Source organism: Methanothrix thermoacetophila PT (assembly GCF_000014945.1).
GTDB classification, from domain to species: Archaea; Halobacteriota; Methanosarcinia; order Methanotrichales; family Methanotrichaceae; genus Methanothrix_B; species Methanothrix_B thermoacetophila.
The window spans coordinates 591,344-612,121 of the sequence record NC_008553.1 but is presented as its reverse complement, the minus strand read 5'-3'; the positions used below and the strand labels follow the sequence as shown (position 1 = coordinate 612,121).

Below are 20,778 nucleotides of genomic sequence, written 5' to 3'. Positions count from 1 at the left end.
AGTGATGTTCTGTCATCTTATAATCTCTATCCAACATACTTTGGGAAATCAAAAGACATGCTCTCTGGGCTTGAGATATATTTAAATTCGCTCCAGCACTCATGCCTTTAGAATGAGTGAGTCGGTTCAGAAGTCAAAGGAATCTGGCCGTGAGGCAGATGAGCTCATGTTCATAGTCAGAGGGTTGCAGAGCACGAACAACTCCAGCGCTCAGATCATAGATATGCTTGAGATACTTGAAGGTCTGGCGCCATTTCTGGACAAGGCCAAGGTGATAGAACTCAAATGCAAAAACTGCGACAGCTATGCGCCATGCTTCTTCCCACTGGAGGATGATTACGATGTCATCGATACGCACGCATACTGTCATAAGAAAGGCCAGCCGCTCCATCATCTGACGTTTCTCTCCATAGCGAAGTGCAGAGACTTCTCAAGAAAGGCCCAGATGGAGCTTGTCGATCTGGCGAAGAGGCTTATGGAGGAGCTGAGATACGCCCTGCGGGACAGAAAAATTTACGACCACAATGAGTTCGCGAACTACCCTATCGCTTTCGAGCTATCACAGGATTCTGACAAAGTTACGATCCAGCTGGGGCATATGTCTGAGGATGGCACATTTGTGATGGGTGATGCGCATGTAATTCTGGTGAGAAGGCCGGATCCGAGGCTGGGGAGCAAGGCCTCACGGATCGGCAGAGCTCTTCACGATAGCGATCTCGTCATCCTAGTTGAGGCAAGCAGGAGTGCCATGAGGCATCTCGGATTAAAGGATGCTGTCGATAAGATCGCTGCATCGCATGGCATACCGGTCATCTACGATCCGTAATTGTCGGACGATCACGTCACTCTTATGTGCGTAGCAGCTTGCAGGGCATGCAATGTGGTTGTGGAGGCATACATTCACAGTCGCCGCGAAGCATAGCATGAACACTCCTTCTTTTGGCAGCCCATCAAATGGATAAGAATCACGTTTACATCTTCACGAGGTCTTCGAGCTCAGCTTTATTATCGCCTCAGCAAGGTCGCCCCCGCAATCCATCAGCGCAGCCCTGGCCTCCTCAGGGCTTGCTCCTGTCTGAGATGCGACAAGCTCGACATCCGAGGGTGAGACTCTGGGAAGCTCTGTGACATCTCCGGATATCTGATAGCTCCTGTTGCCCTGCGCCTCCATTACCGCCACAGATGCATTCTTGATTACTATCTCTCTATCTGAGGTTCGTATGACGACCTCCTCGACGCCCTCGATCTCGTCGATGTTTATGCCCATGCTTTTCAGCATGCCCTTCATCTTCTTGGGGCTCATTCCCCGTCCACCAAGTCCTGGAAACATCAGACCACCATATGCTGGATGAATATTGTTGGATTTATCCTTATCCGAGGGACCTGTCCGGATAAGAGCTGTAGCCAGAAATCTGGATCATCCCCCTCTTCTGCACATCATAAACACACAATCCTTATTCGGACACGTTCATCCGAGGAGAGATGGAACCTGCCCGAATAAGGGTTAGACATCCCCACCATCCAAACGCAGCAAGCTACAGATTTCTGAATTCGGCTGTTATTCGGAGAGGCCCGAGAAGCTGCAATCCCCGAACTTGTGGTTGGTGAATACCGGAGTGCAGGTAACTCCGACGGAGTGTGGTTCGAGAACGAGCATCTCTGTAAAGAGACGCCCACCCAGCGGATTCCGCATCGGGCAGGCTGCAGCACCAAAATTCAAACGTCCCGACCGGGATTCGAACCCGGGTTGAAGGCTGTCTGCGACGATCTCCGCAGGCCTCCGGGATATCCGCTACCCCATCGGGACAACGAGTGAGTCATGAAATCCTTCCTGGTTATAAGCCTGTTGATCTGAAGGCGTACGACTGGGCTGTCCTGATGGCTCTGAGAAAGTCTATCTTTCTGAACTCAGGCCAGTATGGCGCACAGAAGTATGCAGCACACTCGCTTCCATTTGCCTGCCAGGGAAGGAAGTTGGACGTCCTGATCTCTCCACCCGTTCTTATTATGAGATCGACCTTCGGCACGGGTGTTTCTGTGGTAGGATACAGGTACCTGCCTACAAGATCCTCATCTAGATCGCTGATTCTGATCACACCGGCACGCAGGTCTCTTGCCATGGCCCTGGTGGCGTCGATCAGCTCGTACTGCCCTCCATATGCGAGCGCCACGTTGAGATACATCTGGCTGTATCCCTCAGTCGCAGCCTCGACCTCTTTTATGGCGTTCTGCAAATACTCAGGTAGCATATCGATCCGGCCAATGGCTCTGACGCGAACCCTGTTTTTGTGTATCTTCTCCGAGCTGCACAGCTCAAGGAGCTTCTCCGTGATCAGGTTGAAGATGTATCTCTTCTCTGGCTCGCTCCTGCTGAAGTTCTCTGTTGAGAATGCATAGACCGTCAGGTGTTTTATTCCAAGCTCCAGGCACCAGTCTGATATCTTCTCCGTCGTCTTCGCGCCGAGCCTGTGGCCGTTCGACACGGGCATGTTGTGTCGGTTCGCATATCGTCTGTTCCCATCTTGGATAACTGCGACGTGTTCCACTCTTGGACCCCTTGCGAGCTGTTGCTTGAGCAATCTCTCGTACACTGCATATGCTGACGATAGCAGGAGACCTCTGCATTTCAAAAAAATCCCTTAGGCAAGCTATCCGATCAGGTATTTAACTCTTTGGAGAGAAGTGGGCGCAGTGGGGATGAAAACGAAGTTCTTCCTGCCTCTGGTACGCTCAACGATAAATGATAGATAGGTGTTGGCTATGAAGTGGGAAGCCCTGCCCTTCAGGGTGGGGCAGTTCACACACACGAACAGAGTGACCTCCTCTCCTGAAGATTGGAGTTTGCGCCCTGCTGCTTTCTATCACATTAATGAAAGCAAAAATGGGATCTGTCCGGATAAGAGATGAGATCAGAGATCTGCGGCTTACACCTTTTGGATGGAGAAGACACTCAATCTTTATTCGGACAGGTTTCAAAAATGAATAGCAAAATAAAAAAGATAATCCTGCACTGCCTTTACTCAGTCACTGGGTATGCGAATGTGGAGACTTCGTTGCCCTCTGGATCCATGAGAGAGACTGTACCGGTCTCGGCGAACTCGATCGTTGTGTTCAGGTATATCTCTGTCTCGGTGTTCTCGCCAGCGCCCAGGAAGAGCTTTACGGAGCTGGCCGGCTGGACCTCGATCGCACCCAGTGTTACCGGCTCGTTCTCATCTATCTTGAGCGTGTAGTTCTCCAGGCTCTGGGATGCATTGCCATCGTTGGCGATCTCCACATAGCCCTCCTCGATGTTGACGTCAGCGATGTACAGTGGCGCAGCCTCTGCAGTGACGTTCTCTGCAATGGCCTCCTCAGCGGTTACATTCTCTGCAGTGACGTTCTCTGCAGTATCCTCCGCATATGCCGCTCCCAGGAACAGAACCAAAGCAAGCATAAGCGTACATGCTACGATCTTCATGCAATACCTCCTTGCCTTTTAGTCAAAACATCTTCTCTTAATTAAGATTTAAACCTTTTCTAAGATTCTCATGTATTTAATATTATTATCATATCATCATATTGTTTATAAAAACACCTAAAAATAACCCGAAATAAATTCGGTATCGGCAGGCCATATTCTTCACTGAAGCCGGTTTTGCGTGCAGATCTGATTCGCGACCGTACATCTGCCTTTGCGCGAAGGTACGTTGTGGCATCGCACCGCCGAATGGAACACATGGAATCGACCGCCCTCAGCAGGATGTCTCATGAACTTTTTCTGGGGACGCTGCAGATCACATGGGGGCGGGAGGTATATGATCTGGATTTTTATTGCAAACTGCGATAGAACCGCACGCTCTTAATGGCGATTTTCGATAGCCTTTTGCATACGTTGTTACCGAATTTGTCTCGAAACTATTTAAGCACGATGCAGATCTGCATCGATCCTGCGCGGAAATACAATCTACATAAATCAATATGCCTGGGAATTTTGAGACAACCTCACCATCTAAGATTGGAGTTTGCGCCATGCTATTTTGAAGCTGCACTGTTCTATTTCAGACCTTCATGCCTCTCCATATGGCGTGTTTTACGCGGGAGCTCGCAGATGGTCGTTACTGCGAAACGGAACGATCTGTACGTTCATAGTACGTTCGATCGGTGTACACTTTATCTATCGTTCTGCAGATCTCCTGAACAGTTCCCGTGGAAATCCGTGGTGGTGCTGGATTGAGGGTGATATCGCTCAGCGACATAAGAAAGACATACATCACAGGCGATGTGGAGCTCCCCGTGCTGAAGGGAATCAACCTTAGCATAGACTCGGGAGATTTCCTGGCGCTGATGGGGCCGTCGGGCAGCGGGAAATCCACGCTTATGAACATCATCGGATGTCTTGACAGACCAACTGCAGGCACCTACATTCTTCTCGATCGGGATGTGAGCAGGGCTTCAGAGGAGGAGCTCGCGATGATAAGAAGAGACAGAATAGGCTTCATATTCCAGGCCTTCAATCTCATCGGGCGGATATCCGTGCTCAAGAATGTCGAGCTGCCGATGATGCTCAAAGGCATGCCACGTGATGAGCGGAGAGACAGAGCGCTTGAGCTGCTGAAGTCCGTTGGCGTGGCGCACAGGGCAGATTTCAGCCCGCTCAACATCTCCGGAGGAGAAAGGCAGAGGGTCGCGATAGCACGGGCGCTTGCAAACAACCCTGAGATCATAATCGCGGACGAGCCCACAGGGAATCTTGATCTCAAAAGCACAGAGGAGGTAATGGATATTCTGAGCGGTCTGAACAGAGAAGGCCGGACGATCATAATGGTCACACACAACCCTGAGATAACAAAGTACTGCAACCGTGTCATCGGAATGAGGGACGGCAGAATACTAGATCAGTCATCGATGGAGGAATCATCATGAGATCTCTATTGTGGATTAAATCATTGCTGCTCATCATATCAGTCGCATGCGCTTACATATATCACATGCCGGTGAACATACAATCGACTGTGGATCCGGCAGTTCTAATGCCGGGAGATGAGGCGATAATCGCCATAGAGCTGGAGAACGGTGCTGCTGAGTACGGCGCTGGCGGGGAGTCTGTAGCAGGGACCACAGCGCACAGCGCGCTCATCTCGACGCCGCTCAATGCCACAAAGCTCAAAGGCACTGATATGATCGATGTTCTCACAGAGGATTACCATAACCTCGGGATGATCGGCCCCACTGACAGGATCACGATCTACTACAAGATCAGGGCCTCTGAGAACGCCACTAGAGGCACACATCTTCTTGACTTCGAGGTGCAGGGCGGTTATGATAGTATAACAATCCACAGAACGATACCTGTGAAGGTCGATCCAGCAGCCGTCACCCTGACGCGGGCAGAGGACACTACCATGGGCAGCATCAATCTCAACGTTGCCAACCCGCGTGAGAACACTGTGAATGCTGTTACAATAATCCCTTCTGCGAGGGGCGTCAGGTTCTCACCAGAGGAGTATTACATAGGCACCATGGACCCTGATGAGGTCTTCACGATAAGCTTCAAAGTGGATCCCATAGGGCAGACAGAGCTTAATGCGCCCACAAACCTGAGCTTTGTGGCGCGGTTCAAGAACGGCGAGACCTGGCATGAGTCTGAGGTATACGAAACACGGTACTCTCCACCTCGAGTGGAGCCCAAACGGAACAACCTTCTGTTCGCCGGCATAGCAGTTTTGCTTCTGATACCTGCTGCTTACATCTACAGGCGAAAGAGACTGAAGGTTCAGTAGCCGGAGCTCTAACATGAAGCTTTACGATCTCCTGGATCTCATATCGATAGGGTTCAAGGCTGATCGCTTCAAGACTATGATGTCCAGCCTTGGAATAATAATAGGAGTCATGGCCATAGTGGTCATGCTATCCGTCGGCGAGGGACTGTACTCAGGAGTATCATCACAGTTCAGCGCGCTGGATCTCGACGTCATACATGTGTCTCCAGGGAGGTTCACCTTTGGTGGACCCCCAACCAGAAGCCCGGAGGAGCCAGCCAAATTCACAGATAAGGACACAAAACTCCTGGAGAACATACCTGGAGTGAGAAATGTGGCGCCGCAGACATCCACAGGCGTGATAGTCAGCTTCAGGAATACAAACGCTTCCGCCACTCTGATAGGTGTCGATCCGGAGAAGGAGCATGATCTCAAATCTAAGATCTCTCAGGGGAGATTTCTCACAGAGTCAGACTACACATCGATCGTGATAGGCAGTGGTGTCGCCGATGGGATATTCAGAATGAGGATCTCTCCAGGAAACAGGATCAGAATATACTACGAGGATAACTACATGGACTTAAAGGTTGTTGGAGTTCTCAGAGAGGAGGAGTCCTCCGGAATGAGGGCTGGTAATATCAATACACAGATGTATGTCACACACAAGGCCATGAAGGAGCTTCTCGGAAGGGAGAACTACTACTATGGAACTTTCCAGGTCACAGTTGATGATCCTGAGACTGTTGATGAGGTGGTTGACCGGATTAAGCTCGATCTGGAGAGGTATCACAAGGACGAGGCGTATGACGCAACGACAGCGAGGGATATGCTAACATCACTGATGAGCATACTGAGCATGATCAAGTACGCGCTTGCTGGAATAGGCGCGATATCGCTCGTCGTTGGCGGTATAGGCATCGCAAATGTGATGATGCTCACAGTGAAGGAGAGGATTCGCGAGATAGGGGTCATGAAGGCCCTCGGCGCAACGACGCAGGATATCCGCATCCAGTACCTCTTGGAGGCCGGTCTGCTGGGGGTGGTCAGCAGCATAATCGGGATAGTGCTTGGCATCATCCTGTCATTTGCGATAGGATCGCTTGCAGGTCTGCCGTCCGCAATAAAGATACAGTCGATGCTCATAGGGCTGCTTTTCGGAGCAATATCTACAATAATAGCAGGAGTTTATCCCGCGAACAAGGCCGCCATGCTGGACCCGATCGAGGCGCTGAGAAGCGAATGATCTCAGAAACACCGATCGGAAGAAAACGTGTGCCGAAATGATGAAAATGGCCGATGAGGCGATATCAGAGCCTGTAAATGGTATTTAAACACCTTCACGGTGATTAAGCCATATTGTACATCTTGATGAGGAATGCCAAAGGCATAATATTATATGTAAAATTAAACATACTTCGTGTGAGTATAACTCCGCTCCTGACATCGAAAACCATTTCTATACATCGAAGCAATTAGACCAAGAAGATCACCAAGAAGATTAGCGCATGTGAATGTCGTATGAATCGAACGCCCAGGCTGTCAATCAGAGCTGCGAAAGCCCTCTGGCTATGCATCCTCTTTTCGCTTGTAATGAGCCCTGCTGCTATATCTGCTGATGATAACCGCTCTCTCGTTCTGAACGTTTACCTTGACTGGACTGGAAAGGCTCTCATAACCGGATACGCGGACAGCCTTGAGGGGCTATCATTCCTGACATCATCCCAATACAGCTACGACAACTCCACATCTCAGCTCTATGCCCTGACAAACACCCTCACATCTAAGGCAGGAGATGCATGGACCCTCCAGATCCACTCTTATGGTTCATACGAGCGGTACAGTATGGTGCTCTTCCTTCCAGGAGATGCGATGCTTAGCAGCATAAACCCTTCAGAGGGCCTTAGTTATCTTGTATCATCAACAAACCAGTCGCTGGCTGTAGATCTTCAGGGATACGATCTCATGGATCCTTCTGTGGTTGTTGAATACAGACAGCCGCTCTTGACATCTTCCAATGTCTCATCTGTAAATGCGTCCATGCAACCAGCAAAGAAGAGCCAGACGTATTTTGCGATGGCCGCGTCTCTGGTACTGATTGCATGTCTCAGTGCCTTCTGGATTCTGAGAAGAAGGGTGGGGATGCATAGCAGGATGACCTCGCGATCGGAGCCACAGGAGATCGGCCGTCAGGATGCTCCAGGGAGAGAATCAGATGAATCGCTCCACTCTGACAGCGTTTGCGGGGAGGATATGCATGAGGGGGCGCAGGATATTGATCAGCATGCGGAAGAGTCCCCCAGAACTCCATTCATTCCGGGATCAGAGCCAATAGAAATTACGAGAGAGATGGCTGCGGTTATAGAGACGCTGACAAACCGGGAGAGGACTGTAATAGAGACGCTCCTGAGAAAGAGCGGACGCATGACCCAGGCGGATCTGCGATACGAGACTGGCATCCCGAAGTCGTCTTTGAGTGGCATTCTGAACTCTCTGGAGAGGAGAAAACTGATAAAGAAGAGGGAATGGGGTAGAACGAATGTCATAGAGATAGCAGAGTGGTTTGTTTCCAGGAAAGAACGATCCTGAACGGTTTTACCATAAATTAGTCCTCTGCATGTACGTTCGTTCTGCATGCCTCTTTTATATCGTTCGGCCAGAGCTGATCATGTCCAAGAGGACGAGGTGATGACGTGTCAAGATTGAAGATTATGGGTGTGCTGGTGCTTACAGCACTTCTTGCTGTGCCAGCGATGTCCATGCATGATGGCGTGCGTGGCAGGTTCGATGATCGTGGATGGGGTCCTGAGATGAGGCCGGGCGGCGTGTGGCTTCTGATGGATGACATCACACAAGAGGATCTCGAGAACATGACGCTTGCGGAGATAAGAGAGCTCAGAGAGAGCAAGAGAGCTGAGCTGGAGAACATGACGCTCGCGGAGATAAGAGCGCTTAAAGAGAAGAGGCTTGCAGAGATGGAGAACACGACGCTCGCGGAGATGAGAGGGAAGGGCTATACGGAATGTCCCTACTGGCCCATGGGCGGAGCCCAGGGTCTCAGAGGGGTGGGGCCCTGTGATGCTGATATCTGTATGAAGGGACTGGGCGGCATGTGGCTTCTGATGGATGACATCACACAAGAGGATCTCGAGAACATGACGCTTGCGGAGATAAGAGAGCTCAGAGAGAGCAAGAGAGCTGAGCTGGAGAACATGACGCTCGCGGAGATAAGAGAGCTTAAAGAGAAGAGGCTTGCAGAGATGGAGAACACGACGCTCGCGGAGATGAGAGGGAAGGGCTATACGGAATGTCCCTACTGGCCCATGGGCGGAGCCCAGGGTCCGATGGGGGGACCTGGTTACGGAAAGATGCATAGATGACTATGATATGGGGTTCCCTTGCAGGATCTGCTGGCCTTAATGAGGCCAGCACTCCTGGTAACCTTTATGTCCTGCATCTTCCAGTGCATATTTATCCAGGCACCTGCAGTAGATTGTGCATATCAGCCAGAGCATCTGGGCGTGGTGTGATTGATGCATAAAATAGCAGTAGCCCTGATCGTGGGATTTGTTGTTATAAGTTCATCCTCTGGCATCCCCTTCACAGGTGTGCATTTGATGCATTTGAGTCCGGATGTGCCTCCGGATATGCCTCCACCGGAACCACCGCAGGGTCCGGAAACGGTGCGGCATGGGGTGTGCATGCAGGAGGGCTGTGTGATCCCGATGCTTCATTATCGCGGGATTGCCCTCCGCGAAAATGCGTCCTCAGTGCTGAGCATATGGATCGAGGGCATGAGGGAGGTGGACCCGGCAAAAGTGAGGGAGCTGCTCTCATCGAACATGAGCCTTGAGGAGATACAGGCAGAAATAAACAGGGGCAACATCACGTACAGAGGTGTCCTCAGGTTAGCGCAGGATGTATACCAGCTGAGGGGAATCGCTCTTATGCGATCTGAAAATATAACAACTATAGATGCGGAGCTGGCCAGAATCAGGTTCAGAGATGCGAGAGTTGGGGATGAAGCAGATGGTGGTGAGGTTGTTGGCAACATCAGTCTCACGATCGACGATGATCTACAGCTCGGCAAGGGGAGCATGAGGATCAATGCGGGAAGCGCGAGGGGCAGCTACAGCATAATCCTCGAGATGGTTCCGGATGAAATGAGACGAGGTTGGCATCATCTGGCCCCTCGCGGTTGACATACGCGGTCATAGTCCAGACAGCCAAACTGGAAAATCCAAATAGGCAGGTGATGTACTGGTTTGCACGAAAGTGGCACTGGATATGAACCAGGCTCTTTCAAATTGCAGAGCGGCTATTTTTCTGTAAGGCCTATTCGCCTGATGAAAAAGTCCAACAATTCTGAAAAACTCTGCTCAATCTGGATCTCCGAATAATTCGCGGAGATGAGCCAGCTCAAAAACAGGGTGTACACTCTATCATTGAACTGGATCTCAGGAATCGGCATTCATCGACATGATAGATCTGGAATTATGCGAGATCACAAGCTTTCATATCAATGATCCGAATGCGTAACCAAAAAACAAAGGTTGCGTGGTTCGCAGAACCAGCAAACACCTTGTGCAAAAGCTAATGGTCTTCAGACCAGATGGCCGATCGCGAAGCGGCGCATCACACGGTCGACCTGAATCCTTACCTGATCCCCGACCTTTGTATCCGGGACAAAGATAACGAAGCCCTCAACCCTTGCAATACCGTCCCCTTCACGGGCTATATCCTCTATCTTCACGTTGTACTCGGTGCCAACCGCCACAGGGGCAGAAGGTGCAGCACCATGTGAAAATCCTTCATCACGTCTAAACAACTTTCATCCATCCTAAGCGAAAAACTCCACAGAGTTTTTGCGCATCCATGTGTCTGACGTACAAGTATAAGAACCTTTTGCTCTGCTTGCCAGACCTATCCAAATAATCGACGGGAGTCAAAAGTATGTGCCTTACAGCTCTTGTTTGTCACAATTATTTCTCGCTTATTCGGATAAATTCTGCTTATCAGTATTCAGAACTCATACAACTTATATCAATTTTGTTACGAAATCTCCAAAGCAGCGATTGCATCGCAACGCCGGGGTCGTCGGATGAGTTAAACTTTTTTGATAAATACTCAAGTAATCTTTATATATCTGACCCACGGATCTGGGCGCATGCACATCATGGAGGGGTTTCTCCCGCATCCCTGGTGGGAGATATGGTTTGCGGCATCGCTTCCTTTCGTGGCATATGGAGTGAGCAGGATAAGCAGAATGGCGCGTGAGCAGCGCGAGACCCTGCCGCTTCTGGCGGTAGCGGGCGCCTTTATATTTGTGCTCTCGTCCCTGAAGCTCCCCTCTGTCACAGGGAGCTGCTCGCATCCCACAGGCACAGGCATAGGCGCCATACTGTTTGGACCTTGGATAACGTCCGTCCTCTCCACAATCGTTCTCCTGTACCAGGCGCTTTTTCTGGCGCATGGAGGTCTGAGCACGCTCGGGGCGAACGTCTTCTCCATGGGGATTGCCGGGCCTGTGGTGGGGTATCTGATCTACAGAGCGACGCAGAGGTTCAACCTGTACTTCGCTGTCTTCCTGGCAGCAGCACTGGCGGATCTCGCGACATACCTCGTGACATCACTGCAGCTCGCGCTTGCGTTTCCAGCTGCTGATGGGGGAGTTCTTCTCTCACTGAAGGCGTTTGCCGCGGTTTTCGCGATAACGCAGGTGCCGCTGGCTGGTATAGAGGGTGTGATCTCGGCTCTCATGTTCAAATACATACTCCAGGCGAGGAGTGATGTTCTGATAAGACTCAATGTTATCTCAAAACCCGATCTCTTGAGGCTGCAGGGGGGTGCGACATGAAGGGAGAGGTCATAGCACTGGCATCGATTCTGGTATTCTTCGTGGCGTTTCTCTGGACAAGCCAGAGCGGCCTTCACGAATGGGAGGGCGCGGACGCGAAGGCTGAGGGTGTTATAGAGGAGATAACGGGCGGTAGCTACACACCCTGGCTCCAGCCCCTCTGGGAGCCGCCAAGTAGCGAGATCGAGAGCCTCTTCTTCAGCCTCCAGGCTGCCATTGGCGGTTTGATCATAGGGTACTTCCTGGGGTATTACAGAAGGAAAGCTGGAGAAGGAAACTAGGGTATGCACAGGCTCCTGGACGATCATGCGCATGATAACGGGCTGAGAGATGTAAGCCCGAAGCTCAAGCTCGCGATAGGCGCATTCTCCATAATGGCATGCATCGCATCCCCGACGCCTGCTGTGCCCCTAGCAGTCTCTGCATGCCTGAGCGCTGCTGTGATCCTCCTGGCCAGGATCCCCTGGAGGCTGTACATCGGGATCATTGCAATACCCCTCTCCTTTGCGCTCCTGAGCGCGTCGGTAGTCGCGCTCCTGAGCCCTGGGGAGGAGATTATGAGCCTCGGCGCGCTAAGCCTCAGCCGGGAGGGGTTGTGGCTCGGCATGCTTCTGGTATCGAGAACGATCGGTGGCACATCCTCTCTCTTCTTCATCGCTCTCACAACCCCTATGACTGAGATCTTCTCCATTCTGAGATCCATGGGATTGCCGGAGACGCTTGTGGAGCTGTCTATGCTCATATACCGCTATATCTTCGTTCTTCTTGAGGAGGCGATGTTGGTGCACAGCGCTCAGGAGATGAGGATGGGCTACACGAGCATCAGAGGCTCTATCAGCTCATTCGCGATGCTCGCCAGCGTTCTCTTCATAAGGGCCTGGGAGAGGGGGGAGAGGCTGATGGTGGCCATGGATTCGAGGTGTTACAGTGGAAGGATGCCTGTGGGAGATGACCATTCTGTGAGGCCAGCCCATCTTGTGGTGTCTGCTATTTACATTCTCTCGATCACGGCGTTCCTGCTCGCAGTGATCAGGAGTGGATTAGCGTGAGCGAGATACTTGGGCTCAGGGATGTGTGCTACATCTACGGCGATGGGCATGCAGCTCTCAGGAACGTGACGCTCTCCATAGAGAGCGGCAGCAAGGTCGCTCTCGTTGGACCCAACGGCGCTGGGAAATCCACGCTGCTCCTGATGCTTAACGGTACCCTGAGGCCATCATCCGGAACAGTCCTGTTCAAGGGCGAGCCGATGCGGTATGATTCTCGCTCTCTCAGGGATATCAGGAAGAGTGTTGGCGTGGTCTTTCAGAACTCAGATGATCAGCTCTTCGCCCCAACGGTTGAGCAGGATATCGCGTTCGGCCCCCTGAACCTGGGGTATCCTAGGGAGAAGATCGAGAGATATGTCGGATATGCACTGAGCTATGTGGGTCTGGATGAGCACCGGAACCGCCCTCCGCATCACCTCAGCGGCGGGGAGAAGAAGAGGGTTGCTATAGCAGGGATCCTGGTGATGGAGCCCGAGGTTCTGGTTCTGGATGAGCCTACAAGCAACCTTGATCCAGCGACATCTGAGGAGATCATGGAGATGCTCGATGAGCTCAACCTCTACGGGAAGACAGTGGTTATCTCCACCCATGACGTGGAGCTTGCGTACCGCTGGGCTGATGAGGTCGTGCTCATGGATGGTGGGAATGTCGTGCGCACCGGCACGCCTGAGAGGGTTTTTGCTGATCCAGATGTGGTCAGAAAGGCGCGCCTGAAGCTTCCCGCGGTACTGGAGATCTACAGGGAGATGCTCGGGAGGGGGATCCTGGTGCCGGTGGACGAGATGCCCAGAAACATTGTGGATCTGATGCACCTTATAGAATCCGCTGCTGGGAGATCGGGGAGAAAGCCTGGCAGGATATACATATGCGATATATCTGCCACGCCGCCCTCAAGAATTCGCGATATCCTATCCTCTGGCGCCGTGAGATACATCGGCGCGATGGGGACAAAGGCGAAGATGATCGCCAGCGAGGAGCTTCTGGAGCTTGATTTCTCTTATGGAGTCGTGGACAAGTGCGTTCTCAAGGCGATAGCAGGCAAGAGCTCTCTGATCATAACATCCGGCGGCATGGTGGAGCATGCAGAGCGCAGGATCAGATCCTATGCGGAGGAGTTCGGCATCGAGATAGAGGTTATCATTCTGCCCAGGGCACATGTATCCACATTGGCGGATAATAGATAATATTTATTTATATTAATATCATGTAATCTTCCATTTCATGCAGTATGTGAAACAAAAGTCAAAAACTGTGGTTGTGGGGTTATGGCACCAAAATATTATCATCAATGGAAAGTTATTAATACTCTTATTACAACCATGTACATATGAAACAGATGAAGTGCACTAAATGTGGATACCAGTGGGTGGCGAGGGTAAGCAAGCCGAAGGCATGTCCGAGATGCAAAGCACGCCTCGACATCAAGAGAAGAAGGAGACGCGGCTGAGGGCAGACCGCGCCTTCCCGATCTCCACGGGCGCATCGCGGCTGCTTCCATCAGCAGGCATCGCTGGAAGACCATCTTGGAAATGCAACCGCTCTTGCTTCTGCAGCAGCCTGCAGTCATGAGACATCCTCATGAGACGTTCATTCGCCACCACCGCATTGGCCACAGCCGGTACTTCTGAGGTGGATGGCCAGCAGCGCCTCAGCTTATCACGTGGCGTATTTTGTAAGCTGTTCTGGGCACACTCATGTTGAGCGAAATATAGGGAGGCGAGATGCTCACGTTCATTAACATCGAGAGCTCCGAGAACAGCGTGTTGTTAACAAGATCGCTGATGTATGGCGGGCTGTAGATCATGTTTATTGAGGTCTCGTCTGTGGAAACATAGTCCGAATACTCTGGAATCTCCGCGCTAGGTGCTGCCTCTGTCGCATTTTGCCCCACCTGACTGCCAGAGAAGAGCTCCTCAAGCTCCTCGAGTTCGCTCTTAGAGATGTCCTTCTCCACGACCTTCGGTATTGAGAGGGCAGGTGAGAGCACAAGAGATGCCACAATCACCAGCATCATCAATCTCTGCATGATAACCCCCACAGAGAAGCCCCGGGCGTGATTCGAACACGCGACCTAGTGATTACAAGTCACTCGCTCTGACCAGCTGAGCTACCGAGGCGAACATCGGGGCATGAGTTCTTGCTTTTATGACTTAAAGGCTTTGCTCTGAATCCCTCAAGCAGCTGGCATGTCTTGCACACACTGCCCCCAGCAGGCTCGCCGCACCTCTCGCATCTGTGCAGATCCACATGAATATCCGGCGCAAGTTCGCGTATCTTGTCGAATCCCCTCAGGATCGAGTACTTTGTGCCTGGATGTCTCGCCTCTATCTCATTTAAGATGTTCTTGACCTCGAGACGCATTGCCCTGGGCACATTCGGACAGGAGCCGTGACCGCGAGGAAATATCCCATGAATCATTGCGTATATCGCGACCTCGCGCTCCGGAATCCTCCGGAGCGGTTTTATCCTGTATACCAGCCCCTCCTTTGGGCGCTTCGGTAGGAGTCTGAAGAGCCTGTCGACATCACCCCTCAGGTAGTTCAGAAGGATCGTCTGGGCCTCGTCGTCGAGGTTGTGGCCTGTGGCAAGCGCGATCGCGTTGAGCTCTCTGGCTCTCTTGTTCAGCAGGTGCTTTCTCATGACGCCGCAGTAAGTGCATGGAGCCTGGTGGAGATCCCTTTCCGCAATCTCATCAATTGTTATGCCGAACTCCTCTCTGAAGCTGAGGGTGATGTGCGGTACATCGAGCCGATCCGCGAGCGCAGCGGCATTTTGCAGCGTATCCTCTCTGTATCCGCTTATGCCCTCATCGACCATCAAGGCGATGAGCTCGATATCCCTGCGGTGAGAAAATATCCGCTTGAGCGTGTAGAGGAGAACAGAGCTATCCTTCCCACCGCTGAGGGCGACAGCCACCCGTCCTCCTCTGGAGAATATCCGGTAGGTGCGGAGCGTCTCGCGGATCTTTCTCTGCACATCCTCCTCGAAGTGCTCAGCGCACAGGTTGAGGCCTGAGTAGCGCTGGTGTATCACCGAGGGCCTGCCGCACCTGCTGCATGGAACCATACTTCTTCAGGCAGGATAGACTTCTATGCTCCGGGCTGGCTCTCGCCTCCAGAGCCCTCGCCTGAACCCTCCCCTCCGCTCTTCTGCGCTGTTTTCTCAGTATCGTCCGAATCTGTGCTCTCACTCCCCTCCGGATGCTTCTCGGGAGGCGATATCAGCTCAGCACGGAGCCTGTCCTCTGGCGTGTGCCTCTCAACGAACCTGACCTCCTTCAGCCCCAGCGTCCGCAGGGCCATATCTGCAAGCCAGCGCCTTATCATGAGCCAGTCCTTGAAGTAGGAGATCTCCCACGGGACTGTTATCTCAGCCACGTCGTCTGTTATCCTGGATTCGAGCTCGATGTCGCTGAAGATCTTGATCATCGCTCTGAGCTTCTCCTCTCTATCCTCTATGCGCTCCAGTATCTTGTAATCGAATCGCACGGTCTTATCTGCGAATGGGTGGTTGAAGTCGATCGTTGCCTTTCTCCCTACAATCCTCGTAACGGTCCCTATTTTACCATCGACAGAGACGCGCATCCCCGGATACGGCTTCTCATCCTTGAATCTGTTGAGCATCACGGTTTCGATCTTCTCCGGATCACGAACGCCGTATGCCTTCTCAGGCGGCAGCTCAACAGATCCTGATTGCCCAGGCTCCTTTCCAATGAGCTCCTCCTCGAGCCCGGGAACTATCTGGCCTGCTCCCAGTATCACGATCCTGGGGCCGTAGGTTACATTCTCGTCGTATATGCCGTTCTCCTTTGCGACATCGGCACTGGTGGATGTGAACACACTGCCGTCCACGATCCCCGTATATTCTAGCTTTATAATATCTCCTTTATTCAGACTCATCTTATAATCCATCCTGATGATCGAGACAGATAATGCACAAAAACCATGGGTGCTTTTACTTATATCTATCTGGTGTGGTCTGCAGCAGGCATGAGGAGAACCACATATGAGAACCACATATGAATTAAACTCTCTCAGGTGCGTGCGTGGCTTCCTCTCCGTCCTGAAGACCGGAGTTTGCACACTGCTACTCTCTATCAGGGCTCCATGCGCCGGAAAAATAAAGTGCCCTTGTAATCTAAGATTGGGATAAGCCTGGAAAGCTGCAGGAACTCTCTTTGGAGAGCGATAAAGCTATAACTGACGTGGAGGCTATTACGCATCAATGACTCAGCTACTAAAGACCGCCGCCCTTACGGTCGACTTCATCGATGAGGCGCGGAGGATCGAGGCGCATGGGGCCCTCTCGCTTATGGTCCAACCGATACTGAAGAAGATAAATGAGAGGCTGGCGGAGGAGAAACCTGCGCTCGTGAGGAGCGATGCGATAATACCATCAACATGGCTCCCGCCGATACCGAGCGGGCCATTCAGGCGGCTCATCATGAATGAGGCCCGGATAGCGATAGGTCGTGAGGTCCCCCAGACTGTGAGCATAGAGGTGACACGCAGATGCGGGTGCAGCTGTGAGCACTGCACGCTCCAGGAGGCTGAGGATGAGCTCTCCTCAGATGCGATCAGGAACGTCATAGACCAGGCTCTGGATATGGGCGCATGTATAATCACATTCACAGAGGGCGATCCTCTGCTCAGGCCTGACATCATCGAGCTTGTAAAATATGTGGATAAGGAGAAAGCTGTGGTCAATCTATTCACCCCCGGGCTTGAGATGACCCCTGAGATTGCTGATGCGTTGAGGGAGGCAGGTCTTTACAACCTCATCATAGGGATTTACAGCGCCGATCCCAGGATCCATGATCAGATCCGCGGTGTTGTGGGAGCTTATGAGAGGGCTGTGAATGCCATTAGGATGGGGCTGAAGGCAGGCCTGCTCGTAACGATGTCAACCCATGTGAACTCAGAAAGGGTCAATACGCTTCCGGAGCTGTACGAGCTTGCCAGAGAGCTCGGGGTACACGAGCTATCTGTGTGGGAGGCGATACCAAGGAGTGAGGATGAGCGCCTGACCCGTATCGACAGGGAGAAGATCATACGTTTCTACAGAAAGATGAACGCCTCCCAGGACGGTCCAAGGGTATTTGCAAGCACGTACTTCGAGGGCGAGATGCTGGGCTGCATGGCAGGCAGACGCTGGCTTCATGTGGGTGTGGATGGTGGGATCAGGGGGTGTCCGTATCTCAGCAGGGTTTACGGGAACGTTCTGGATACACCACTCCCTGAAATATGGAGGGCGATGAGACGCTCCGGCGATTTCAGTGGATTCAAATCCGAGTGCCCGGCTCAGGACATCACATGAAGAGCGCTCAGTTTGCCCGGACTCATTTGTCAGTGGGTCTTGGTTCCGGAGTCATTCGGCTATTCGAGACCATGTTCTGTTTTTGATACACCTTTTCGGGTTCAAGTCTCACAATGTAATAACATTCGATTATAGTGATAGAATCACCTGGGGCGTATGGATAGCGGAGACCCCGCTCTTTAGAGGGAGGAGTGTACTCCACATGGTAGCCATATCTTCACATGATTATCTCCTGAAATGCCATGCCATCAGACCTGACAATAGACCCCGTTATGGAGAAACGGTTTCGAGCAGGGATGGTGAGAGACATCAGAGCACTCCGAATCCGCAGCAATGCGGAAGCTGAAACCTGCATCTGAGTCTAGGTGTGTCTACGGGGTCGCCGCTCGTAAGAGCCCGGTTTTGCAAGCTGGCGTCAACCTGCCTGTTGCCTCTGTCAAGTGGCTACTGAACGCGCCGCAGCCTTTACGATTCTCGACTCCGTCGAGAGTCGTAGGAGCACGCTGGATTCTCTGCATAACGCCAAGGACAAGCTCCTGCCTGGCCGGAGTAGCTGACATGTGGGTTTTACATTTACTAAGCAGAGAGGGTTGAGCATTGATTATATAATATATTGAATGATATGGTCTCTTTTGAGATGTCGCGCAGAAAACTATATCACATAAAAATCGTGTGGTTTTGTTCCTGCGATTCGCAATGCGAATTTTGTATATCAGTATGATTCTCGGCACTGCTAGTTATTAAAATACGTGGCATTTTTTAAAAAATTTTGCTATTTATAAATTCACTTCGTGATCTTATTAAAATAATTTATACTTAATTTGTAATCTCAATCAAAACATTTAAGTAGACATGCATCGATTGTATTAGCGGCGGGAGGTTGTAATGATATGGCCGGACCTGGATACGGCTTGGTGTCGTATCATCGCTCCAGGGGACGGTATCCATTGCGCCTTTCTGCTAGAAGGTAAAGGAGGATAAGGAACGTGTCTGACAAGATAGACATATATAGTGACCGTGGGGTTCTTTTAAAGAGTGACGTTGACCTCAGCGCCATCAGCCCACTCAGGAACGCAGCTATCCAAAAGCTTGCGAAACTGACGAGGCGGACTGTTGCAGTAAACCTGGCAGGAATTGAAAATGCTCTGAAGACAGGGCGTGTCGGCGGCGGCAGAAGGCAGATCAAGGGCCGCGAGCTGAACTACGATATTGTTGCAAATGCATCTGCCCTTGCTGAGAAGATAAAGGCCCTTCTCCAGGTTACACCCGGCGACGATACAAATGTGCAGGTACTCGGCGGAGGCAAGCAGCTTCTCGTCCAGATCCCCTCGGCCAGGGCGGAGATCGCCTCTGAGTTCGTGGTCGGAATGACGGCTGCCGCAGCTGCCACTGTTGAGGCGATAATCCAGCACTTCAAGGCAGGTCTCTTCGATGCTCCGATGATCCATGCTGCAGTGTGGGGCGAGTACCCGCAGACCGTCGGCATGAACGGCGGAAACGTCGCATCTGTTCTCAACATACCCCAGAACGATGAGGGTCTGGGCTTCGCATACAGGAACGTCATGGCGAACCACATCGCTGCCATCACAAAGAGAAACGCCATGAATGCCGCATCCCTCGCCGCGATACTTGAGCAGATGGGCGAGTTCGAGATGGGCAATGCGATCGGCATCTTCGAGAGGCACCAGCTTCTCGCGCTTGCATTCCAGGGTCTGAACGCGAACAACATGGTATATGATCTCGTCAAGAAGAACGGCAAGACCGGCACAATAGGCACGGTCGTCCACAGCGTCGTCGAGAGGGCGCTTGAGGACAAGGTCATAAAGCCCGGCAAGAAGTTCCCCTCCGGATATGTGATGTACGAGGCAAATGACGTTTCCATGTGGAATGCGTACAATGCAGCTGGCGTTCTCGCAGCCACAATGGTCAACTGCGGTGCTCTGAGGGGTGCCCAGGCTGTCTCCTCGACGCTGCTGTACTACAACGACCTCGTTGAGAAGGAGACCGCTCTGCCTGGATGTGACTTCGGCAGGGTGATGGGTACTGCAGTCGGCTTCTCGTTCTTCAGCCACTCGATCTACGGCGGCGGCGGTCCCGGTGTGTTCAACGGCAACCACATCGTGACCAGGCACTCCAGAGGCATGGCCATACCATGCGTTGCTGCAGCTGTGGCTCTTGATGCCGGCACACAGATGTTCACACCCGAGATGACATCCGGCCTCGTCGGGGCCATCTACGGAGAGATAAAGGAGTTCCGTGAGCCGATTGTATCGGTGGCGGAGGCAATCTAAGATAGGCGAAACACATGGTCACTATTAAATCAGACACGGATTCGGAGCCAGTCCAGGTGGAGATCTTCCCCAGCAGGTTTCTCTCGCCGGAGACCACCCAGAAGCTCCTGAATGAGCTCTACAAGAGCGGAGGAATCGTCCGCATGATGATTCAGGGCCCCAACCTCCCGAGGACGGTGACATACGGCCCCGGCAAGGGCCTGCCCATAGAGGAGCACAGAAATCTTCTCGTGGAGGTGGGGGGTGAGGTCCTGGAGCTCAGGGTGAAGGTCGGCAGGATCCGACTGGAGCTGGAGGGCGAGGAGTTCCTTCCTGGAATCGAGGCAGCGTGTGAGCGAGCGCTGCCCTTCAGCTTCCAGATAAAGAGGGGCAAGTTCTTCCGTGATATCTCCACAATCTCCGATTATGCGAAATACGGGAAGGATGCAGACAAGCGTATTCTCGGACTGGTCGATCCGCGAGCCAAGAAGGAATCTGCTCTGGCCATTCTGTCTGAAAAGGATAGTGACGAGAAGGAGGAGAGATAA

At 52.1% G+C, this 20,778-nt stretch carries 21 protein-coding genes and 2 tRNA genes; 14 read left to right on the top strand and 9 right to left on the bottom strand.

From position 1 onward, the window contains the following. Positions 1-112 precede the first annotated feature (112 nt). Complete coding sequence (locus MTHE_RS03035; protein WP_011695779.1) at positions 113-826, top strand: hypothetical protein; 714 nt, start codon at positions 113-115, stop codon at positions 824-826. 153 nt (positions 827-979) lie between these two features. Here the strand turns inward: MTHE_RS03035 and MTHE_RS03030 are convergent, their stop codons facing one another. The 4 genes from MTHE_RS03030 to MTHE_RS03015 all read right to left on the bottom strand — a co-directional run bounded on the left by MTHE_RS03030 (position 980) and on the right by MTHE_RS03015 (position 3,460). Continuing rightward, on the bottom strand, positions 980-1,330 hold the full coding sequence (locus MTHE_RS03030) for a nascent polypeptide-associated complex protein (RefSeq protein WP_011695778.1): 351 nt from the start codon (positions 1,328-1,330) through the stop codon (positions 980-982). 391 nt (positions 1,331-1,721) lie between these two features. After that, positions 1,722-1,807 (bottom strand) — tRNA-Arg (locus tag MTHE_RS03025). Positions 1,808-1,835: 28 nt separating this feature from the next. Next, positions 1,836-2,591, bottom strand: coding sequence for a polyprenyl diphosphate synthase (gene uppS / locus MTHE_RS03020; RefSeq protein WP_268741197.1), 756 nt, complete (start codon positions 2,589-2,591; stop codon positions 1,836-1,838). A 425-nt stretch (positions 2,592-3,016) separates the two neighbouring features. Then, on the bottom strand, positions 3,017-3,460 hold the full coding sequence (locus MTHE_RS03015) for a TadG family pilus assembly protein (RefSeq protein WP_011695776.1): 444 nt from the start codon (positions 3,458-3,460) through the stop codon (positions 3,017-3,019). Positions 3,461-4,218: 758 nt separating this feature from the next. Between MTHE_RS03015 and MTHE_RS03010 the strand changes: the two genes are divergently transcribed. The 6 genes from MTHE_RS03010 (at position 4,219) to MTHE_RS02985 (ending at position 9,940) form a co-directional block, all read left to right on the top strand. Continuing rightward, entirely contained in the window at positions 4,219-4,905 is a 687-nt protein-coding gene (locus tag MTHE_RS03010) for an ABC transporter ATP-binding protein (RefSeq protein WP_175266010.1), read from the top strand. Continuing rightward, the gene (locus tag MTHE_RS03005) at positions 4,902-5,762 is read left to right on the top strand and encodes a COG1361 family protein (protein WP_011695774.1); all 861 of its coding nucleotides are present in this window, start codon (positions 4,902-4,904) and stop codon (positions 5,760-5,762) included. Before MTHE_RS03010 ends, MTHE_RS03005 begins: the two co-directional genes overlap by 4 nt. 13 nt (positions 5,763-5,775) lie before the next feature. Beyond that, positions 5,776-6,984: an ABC transporter permease gene (locus tag MTHE_RS03000; RefSeq protein WP_011695773.1), complete on the top strand. Its 1,209-nt coding sequence runs from the start codon at positions 5,776-5,778 to the stop codon at positions 6,982-6,984. Between the two features lie 347 nt (positions 6,985-7,331). Beyond that, entirely contained in the window at positions 7,332-8,327 is a 996-nt protein-coding gene (locus MTHE_RS02995; RefSeq protein WP_175265723.1) for a helix-turn-helix transcriptional regulator, read from the top strand. 104 nt (positions 8,328-8,431) lie between these two features. Then, positions 8,432-9,118 carry a hypothetical protein gene (locus tag MTHE_RS02990; RefSeq protein ID WP_011695771.1) on the top strand — a complete coding sequence of 229 codons (687 nt, stop codon included), beginning with the start codon at positions 8,432-8,434 and terminating at the stop codon, positions 9,116-9,118. Between the two features lie 321 nt (positions 9,119-9,439). Then, positions 9,440-9,940, top strand: a complete 501-nt coding sequence (locus MTHE_RS02985; RefSeq protein WP_011695770.1) for a hypothetical protein — start codon at positions 9,440-9,442, stop codon at positions 9,938-9,940. A gap of 401 nt (positions 9,941-10,341) precedes the next feature. On the opposite strand, the gene MTHE_RS02980 is transcribed toward MTHE_RS02985, so the two are convergent. After that, positions 10,342-10,566 (bottom strand): TRAM domain-containing protein, encoded by a 225-nt coding sequence (locus MTHE_RS02980; protein ID WP_011695769.1) that lies wholly within the window; start codon positions 10,564-10,566, stop codon positions 10,342-10,344. A 339-nt stretch (positions 10,567-10,905) separates the two neighbouring features. Here MTHE_RS02980 and MTHE_RS02975 point away from each other — a divergent pair, with 339 nt between their 5' ends. Genes MTHE_RS02975 through MTHE_RS02960 form a run of 4 tightly spaced genes read left to right on the top strand, consistent with a single transcriptional unit; the run spans position 10,906 to position 13,828 of the window. Continuing rightward, positions 10,906-11,595: an energy-coupling factor ABC transporter permease gene (locus MTHE_RS02975; RefSeq protein ID WP_011695768.1), complete on the top strand. Its 690-nt coding sequence runs from the start codon at positions 10,906-10,908 to the stop codon at positions 11,593-11,595. Continuing rightward, entirely contained in the window at positions 11,592-11,876 is a 285-nt protein-coding gene (locus tag MTHE_RS02970) for an energy-coupling factor ABC transporter substrate-binding protein (protein WP_011695767.1), read from the top strand. The genes MTHE_RS02975 and MTHE_RS02970 overlap by 4 nt, the downstream gene beginning before the upstream one ends. A gap of 3 nt (positions 11,877-11,879) precedes the next feature. Beyond that, on the top strand, positions 11,880-12,644 hold the full coding sequence (gene cbiQ, locus MTHE_RS02965) for a cobalt ECF transporter T component CbiQ (RefSeq protein WP_011695766.1): 765 nt from the start codon (positions 11,880-11,882) through the stop codon (positions 12,642-12,644). Further along, positions 12,641-13,828, top strand: coding sequence for an energy-coupling factor ABC transporter ATP-binding protein (locus MTHE_RS02960; protein ID WP_011695765.1), 1,188 nt, complete (start codon positions 12,641-12,643; stop codon positions 13,826-13,828). The genes cbiQ and MTHE_RS02960 overlap by 4 nt, the downstream gene beginning before the upstream one ends. 464 nt (positions 13,829-14,292) lie before the next feature. On the opposite strand, the gene MTHE_RS02955 is transcribed toward MTHE_RS02960, so the two are convergent. The 4 genes from MTHE_RS02955 to MTHE_RS02940 form a co-directional block, all read right to left on the bottom strand. Beyond that, a complete protein-coding gene (locus MTHE_RS02955) occupies positions 14,293-14,670 on the bottom strand; it encodes a hypothetical protein (protein ID WP_011695764.1) in 378 nt (125 codons plus the stop codon). A gap of 17 nt (positions 14,671-14,687) precedes the next feature. Then, positions 14,688-14,761: transfer RNA gene (locus MTHE_RS02950), tRNA-Thr, on the bottom strand. Further along, the gene (locus MTHE_RS02945) at positions 14,730-15,710 is read right to left on the bottom strand and encodes a TIGR00269 family protein (RefSeq protein WP_011695763.1); all 981 of its coding nucleotides are present in this window, start codon (positions 15,708-15,710) and stop codon (positions 14,730-14,732) included. The genes MTHE_RS02950 and MTHE_RS02945 overlap by 32 nt, the downstream gene beginning before the upstream one ends. A 23-nt stretch (positions 15,711-15,733) precedes the next feature. Beyond that, the gene (locus tag MTHE_RS02940; RefSeq protein ID WP_232840890.1) at positions 15,734-16,555 is read right to left on the bottom strand and encodes an FKBP-type peptidyl-prolyl cis-trans isomerase; all 822 of its coding nucleotides are present in this window, start codon (positions 16,553-16,555) and stop codon (positions 15,734-15,736) included. Positions 16,556-16,868: 313 nt separating this feature from the next. Here MTHE_RS02940 and MTHE_RS02935 point away from each other — a divergent pair, with 313 nt between their 5' ends. The 3 genes from MTHE_RS02935 (at position 16,869) to mcrD (ending at position 20,778) form a co-directional block, all read left to right on the top strand. After that, positions 16,869-17,960, top strand: a complete 1,092-nt coding sequence (locus MTHE_RS02935; protein WP_011695761.1) for a radical SAM/SPASM domain-containing protein — start codon at positions 16,869-16,871, stop codon at positions 17,958-17,960. A 986-nt stretch (positions 17,961-18,946) separates the two neighbouring features. Further along, complete coding sequence (gene mcrB, locus MTHE_RS02930; protein ID WP_011695760.1) at positions 18,947-20,251, top strand: coenzyme-B sulfoethylthiotransferase subunit beta; 1,305 nt, start codon at positions 18,947-18,949, stop codon at positions 20,249-20,251. A gap of 56 nt (positions 20,252-20,307) precedes the next feature. Then, positions 20,308-20,778 carry a methyl-coenzyme M reductase operon protein D gene (gene mcrD, locus MTHE_RS02925; protein WP_232840889.1) on the top strand — a complete coding sequence of 157 codons (471 nt, stop codon included), beginning with the start codon at positions 20,308-20,310 and terminating at the stop codon, positions 20,776-20,778.

Excerpts from the sequence above, each read along its gene's own strand:
- MTHE_RS03035 (WP_011695779.1), top strand. The coding sequence starts at position 113 with ATGAGTGAGTCGGTTCAGAAGTCAAAGGAATCTGGCCGTGAGGCAGAT.
- MTHE_RS03030 (WP_011695778.1), bottom strand. The coding sequence starts at position 1,330 with ATGTTTCCAGGACTTGGTGGACGGGGAATGAGCCCCAAGAAGATGAAG.
- MTHE_RS03015 (WP_011695776.1), bottom strand. The coding sequence starts at position 3,460 with ATGAAGATCGTAGCATGTACGCTTATGCTTGCTTTGGTTCTGTTCCTG.
- MTHE_RS03005 (WP_011695774.1), top strand. The coding sequence starts at position 4,902 with ATGAGATCTCTATTGTGGATTAAATCATTGCTGCTCATCATATCAGTC.
- MTHE_RS03000 (WP_011695773.1), top strand. The coding sequence starts at position 5,776 with ATGAAGCTTTACGATCTCCTGGATCTCATATCGATAGGGTTCAAGGCT.
- MTHE_RS02995 (WP_175265723.1), top strand. The coding sequence starts at position 7,332 with ATGAGCCCTGCTGCTATATCTGCTGATGATAACCGCTCTCTCGTTCTG.
- MTHE_RS02985 (WP_011695770.1), top strand. The coding sequence starts at position 9,440 with ATGCAGGAGGGCTGTGTGATCCCGATGCTTCATTATCGCGGGATTGCC.
- MTHE_RS02975 (WP_011695768.1), top strand. The coding sequence starts at position 10,906 with ATGCACATCATGGAGGGGTTTCTCCCGCATCCCTGGTGGGAGATATGG.
- MTHE_RS02970 (WP_011695767.1), top strand. The coding sequence starts at position 11,592 with ATGAAGGGAGAGGTCATAGCACTGGCATCGATTCTGGTATTCTTCGTG.
- cbiQ (WP_011695766.1), top strand. The coding sequence starts at position 11,880 with ATGCACAGGCTCCTGGACGATCATGCGCATGATAACGGGCTGAGAGAT.
- MTHE_RS02955 (WP_011695764.1), bottom strand. The coding sequence starts at position 14,670 with ATGCAGAGATTGATGATGCTGGTGATTGTGGCATCTCTTGTGCTCTCA.
- MTHE_RS02945 (WP_011695763.1), bottom strand. The coding sequence starts at position 15,710 with ATGGTTCCATGCAGCAGGTGCGGCAGGCCCTCGGTGATACACCAGCGC.
- MTHE_RS02940 (WP_232840890.1), bottom strand. The coding sequence starts at position 16,555 with ATGGATTATAAGATGAGTCTGAATAAAGGAGATATTATAAAGCTAGAA.
- MTHE_RS02935 (WP_011695761.1), top strand. The coding sequence starts at position 16,869 with ATGACTCAGCTACTAAAGACCGCCGCCCTTACGGTCGACTTCATCGAT.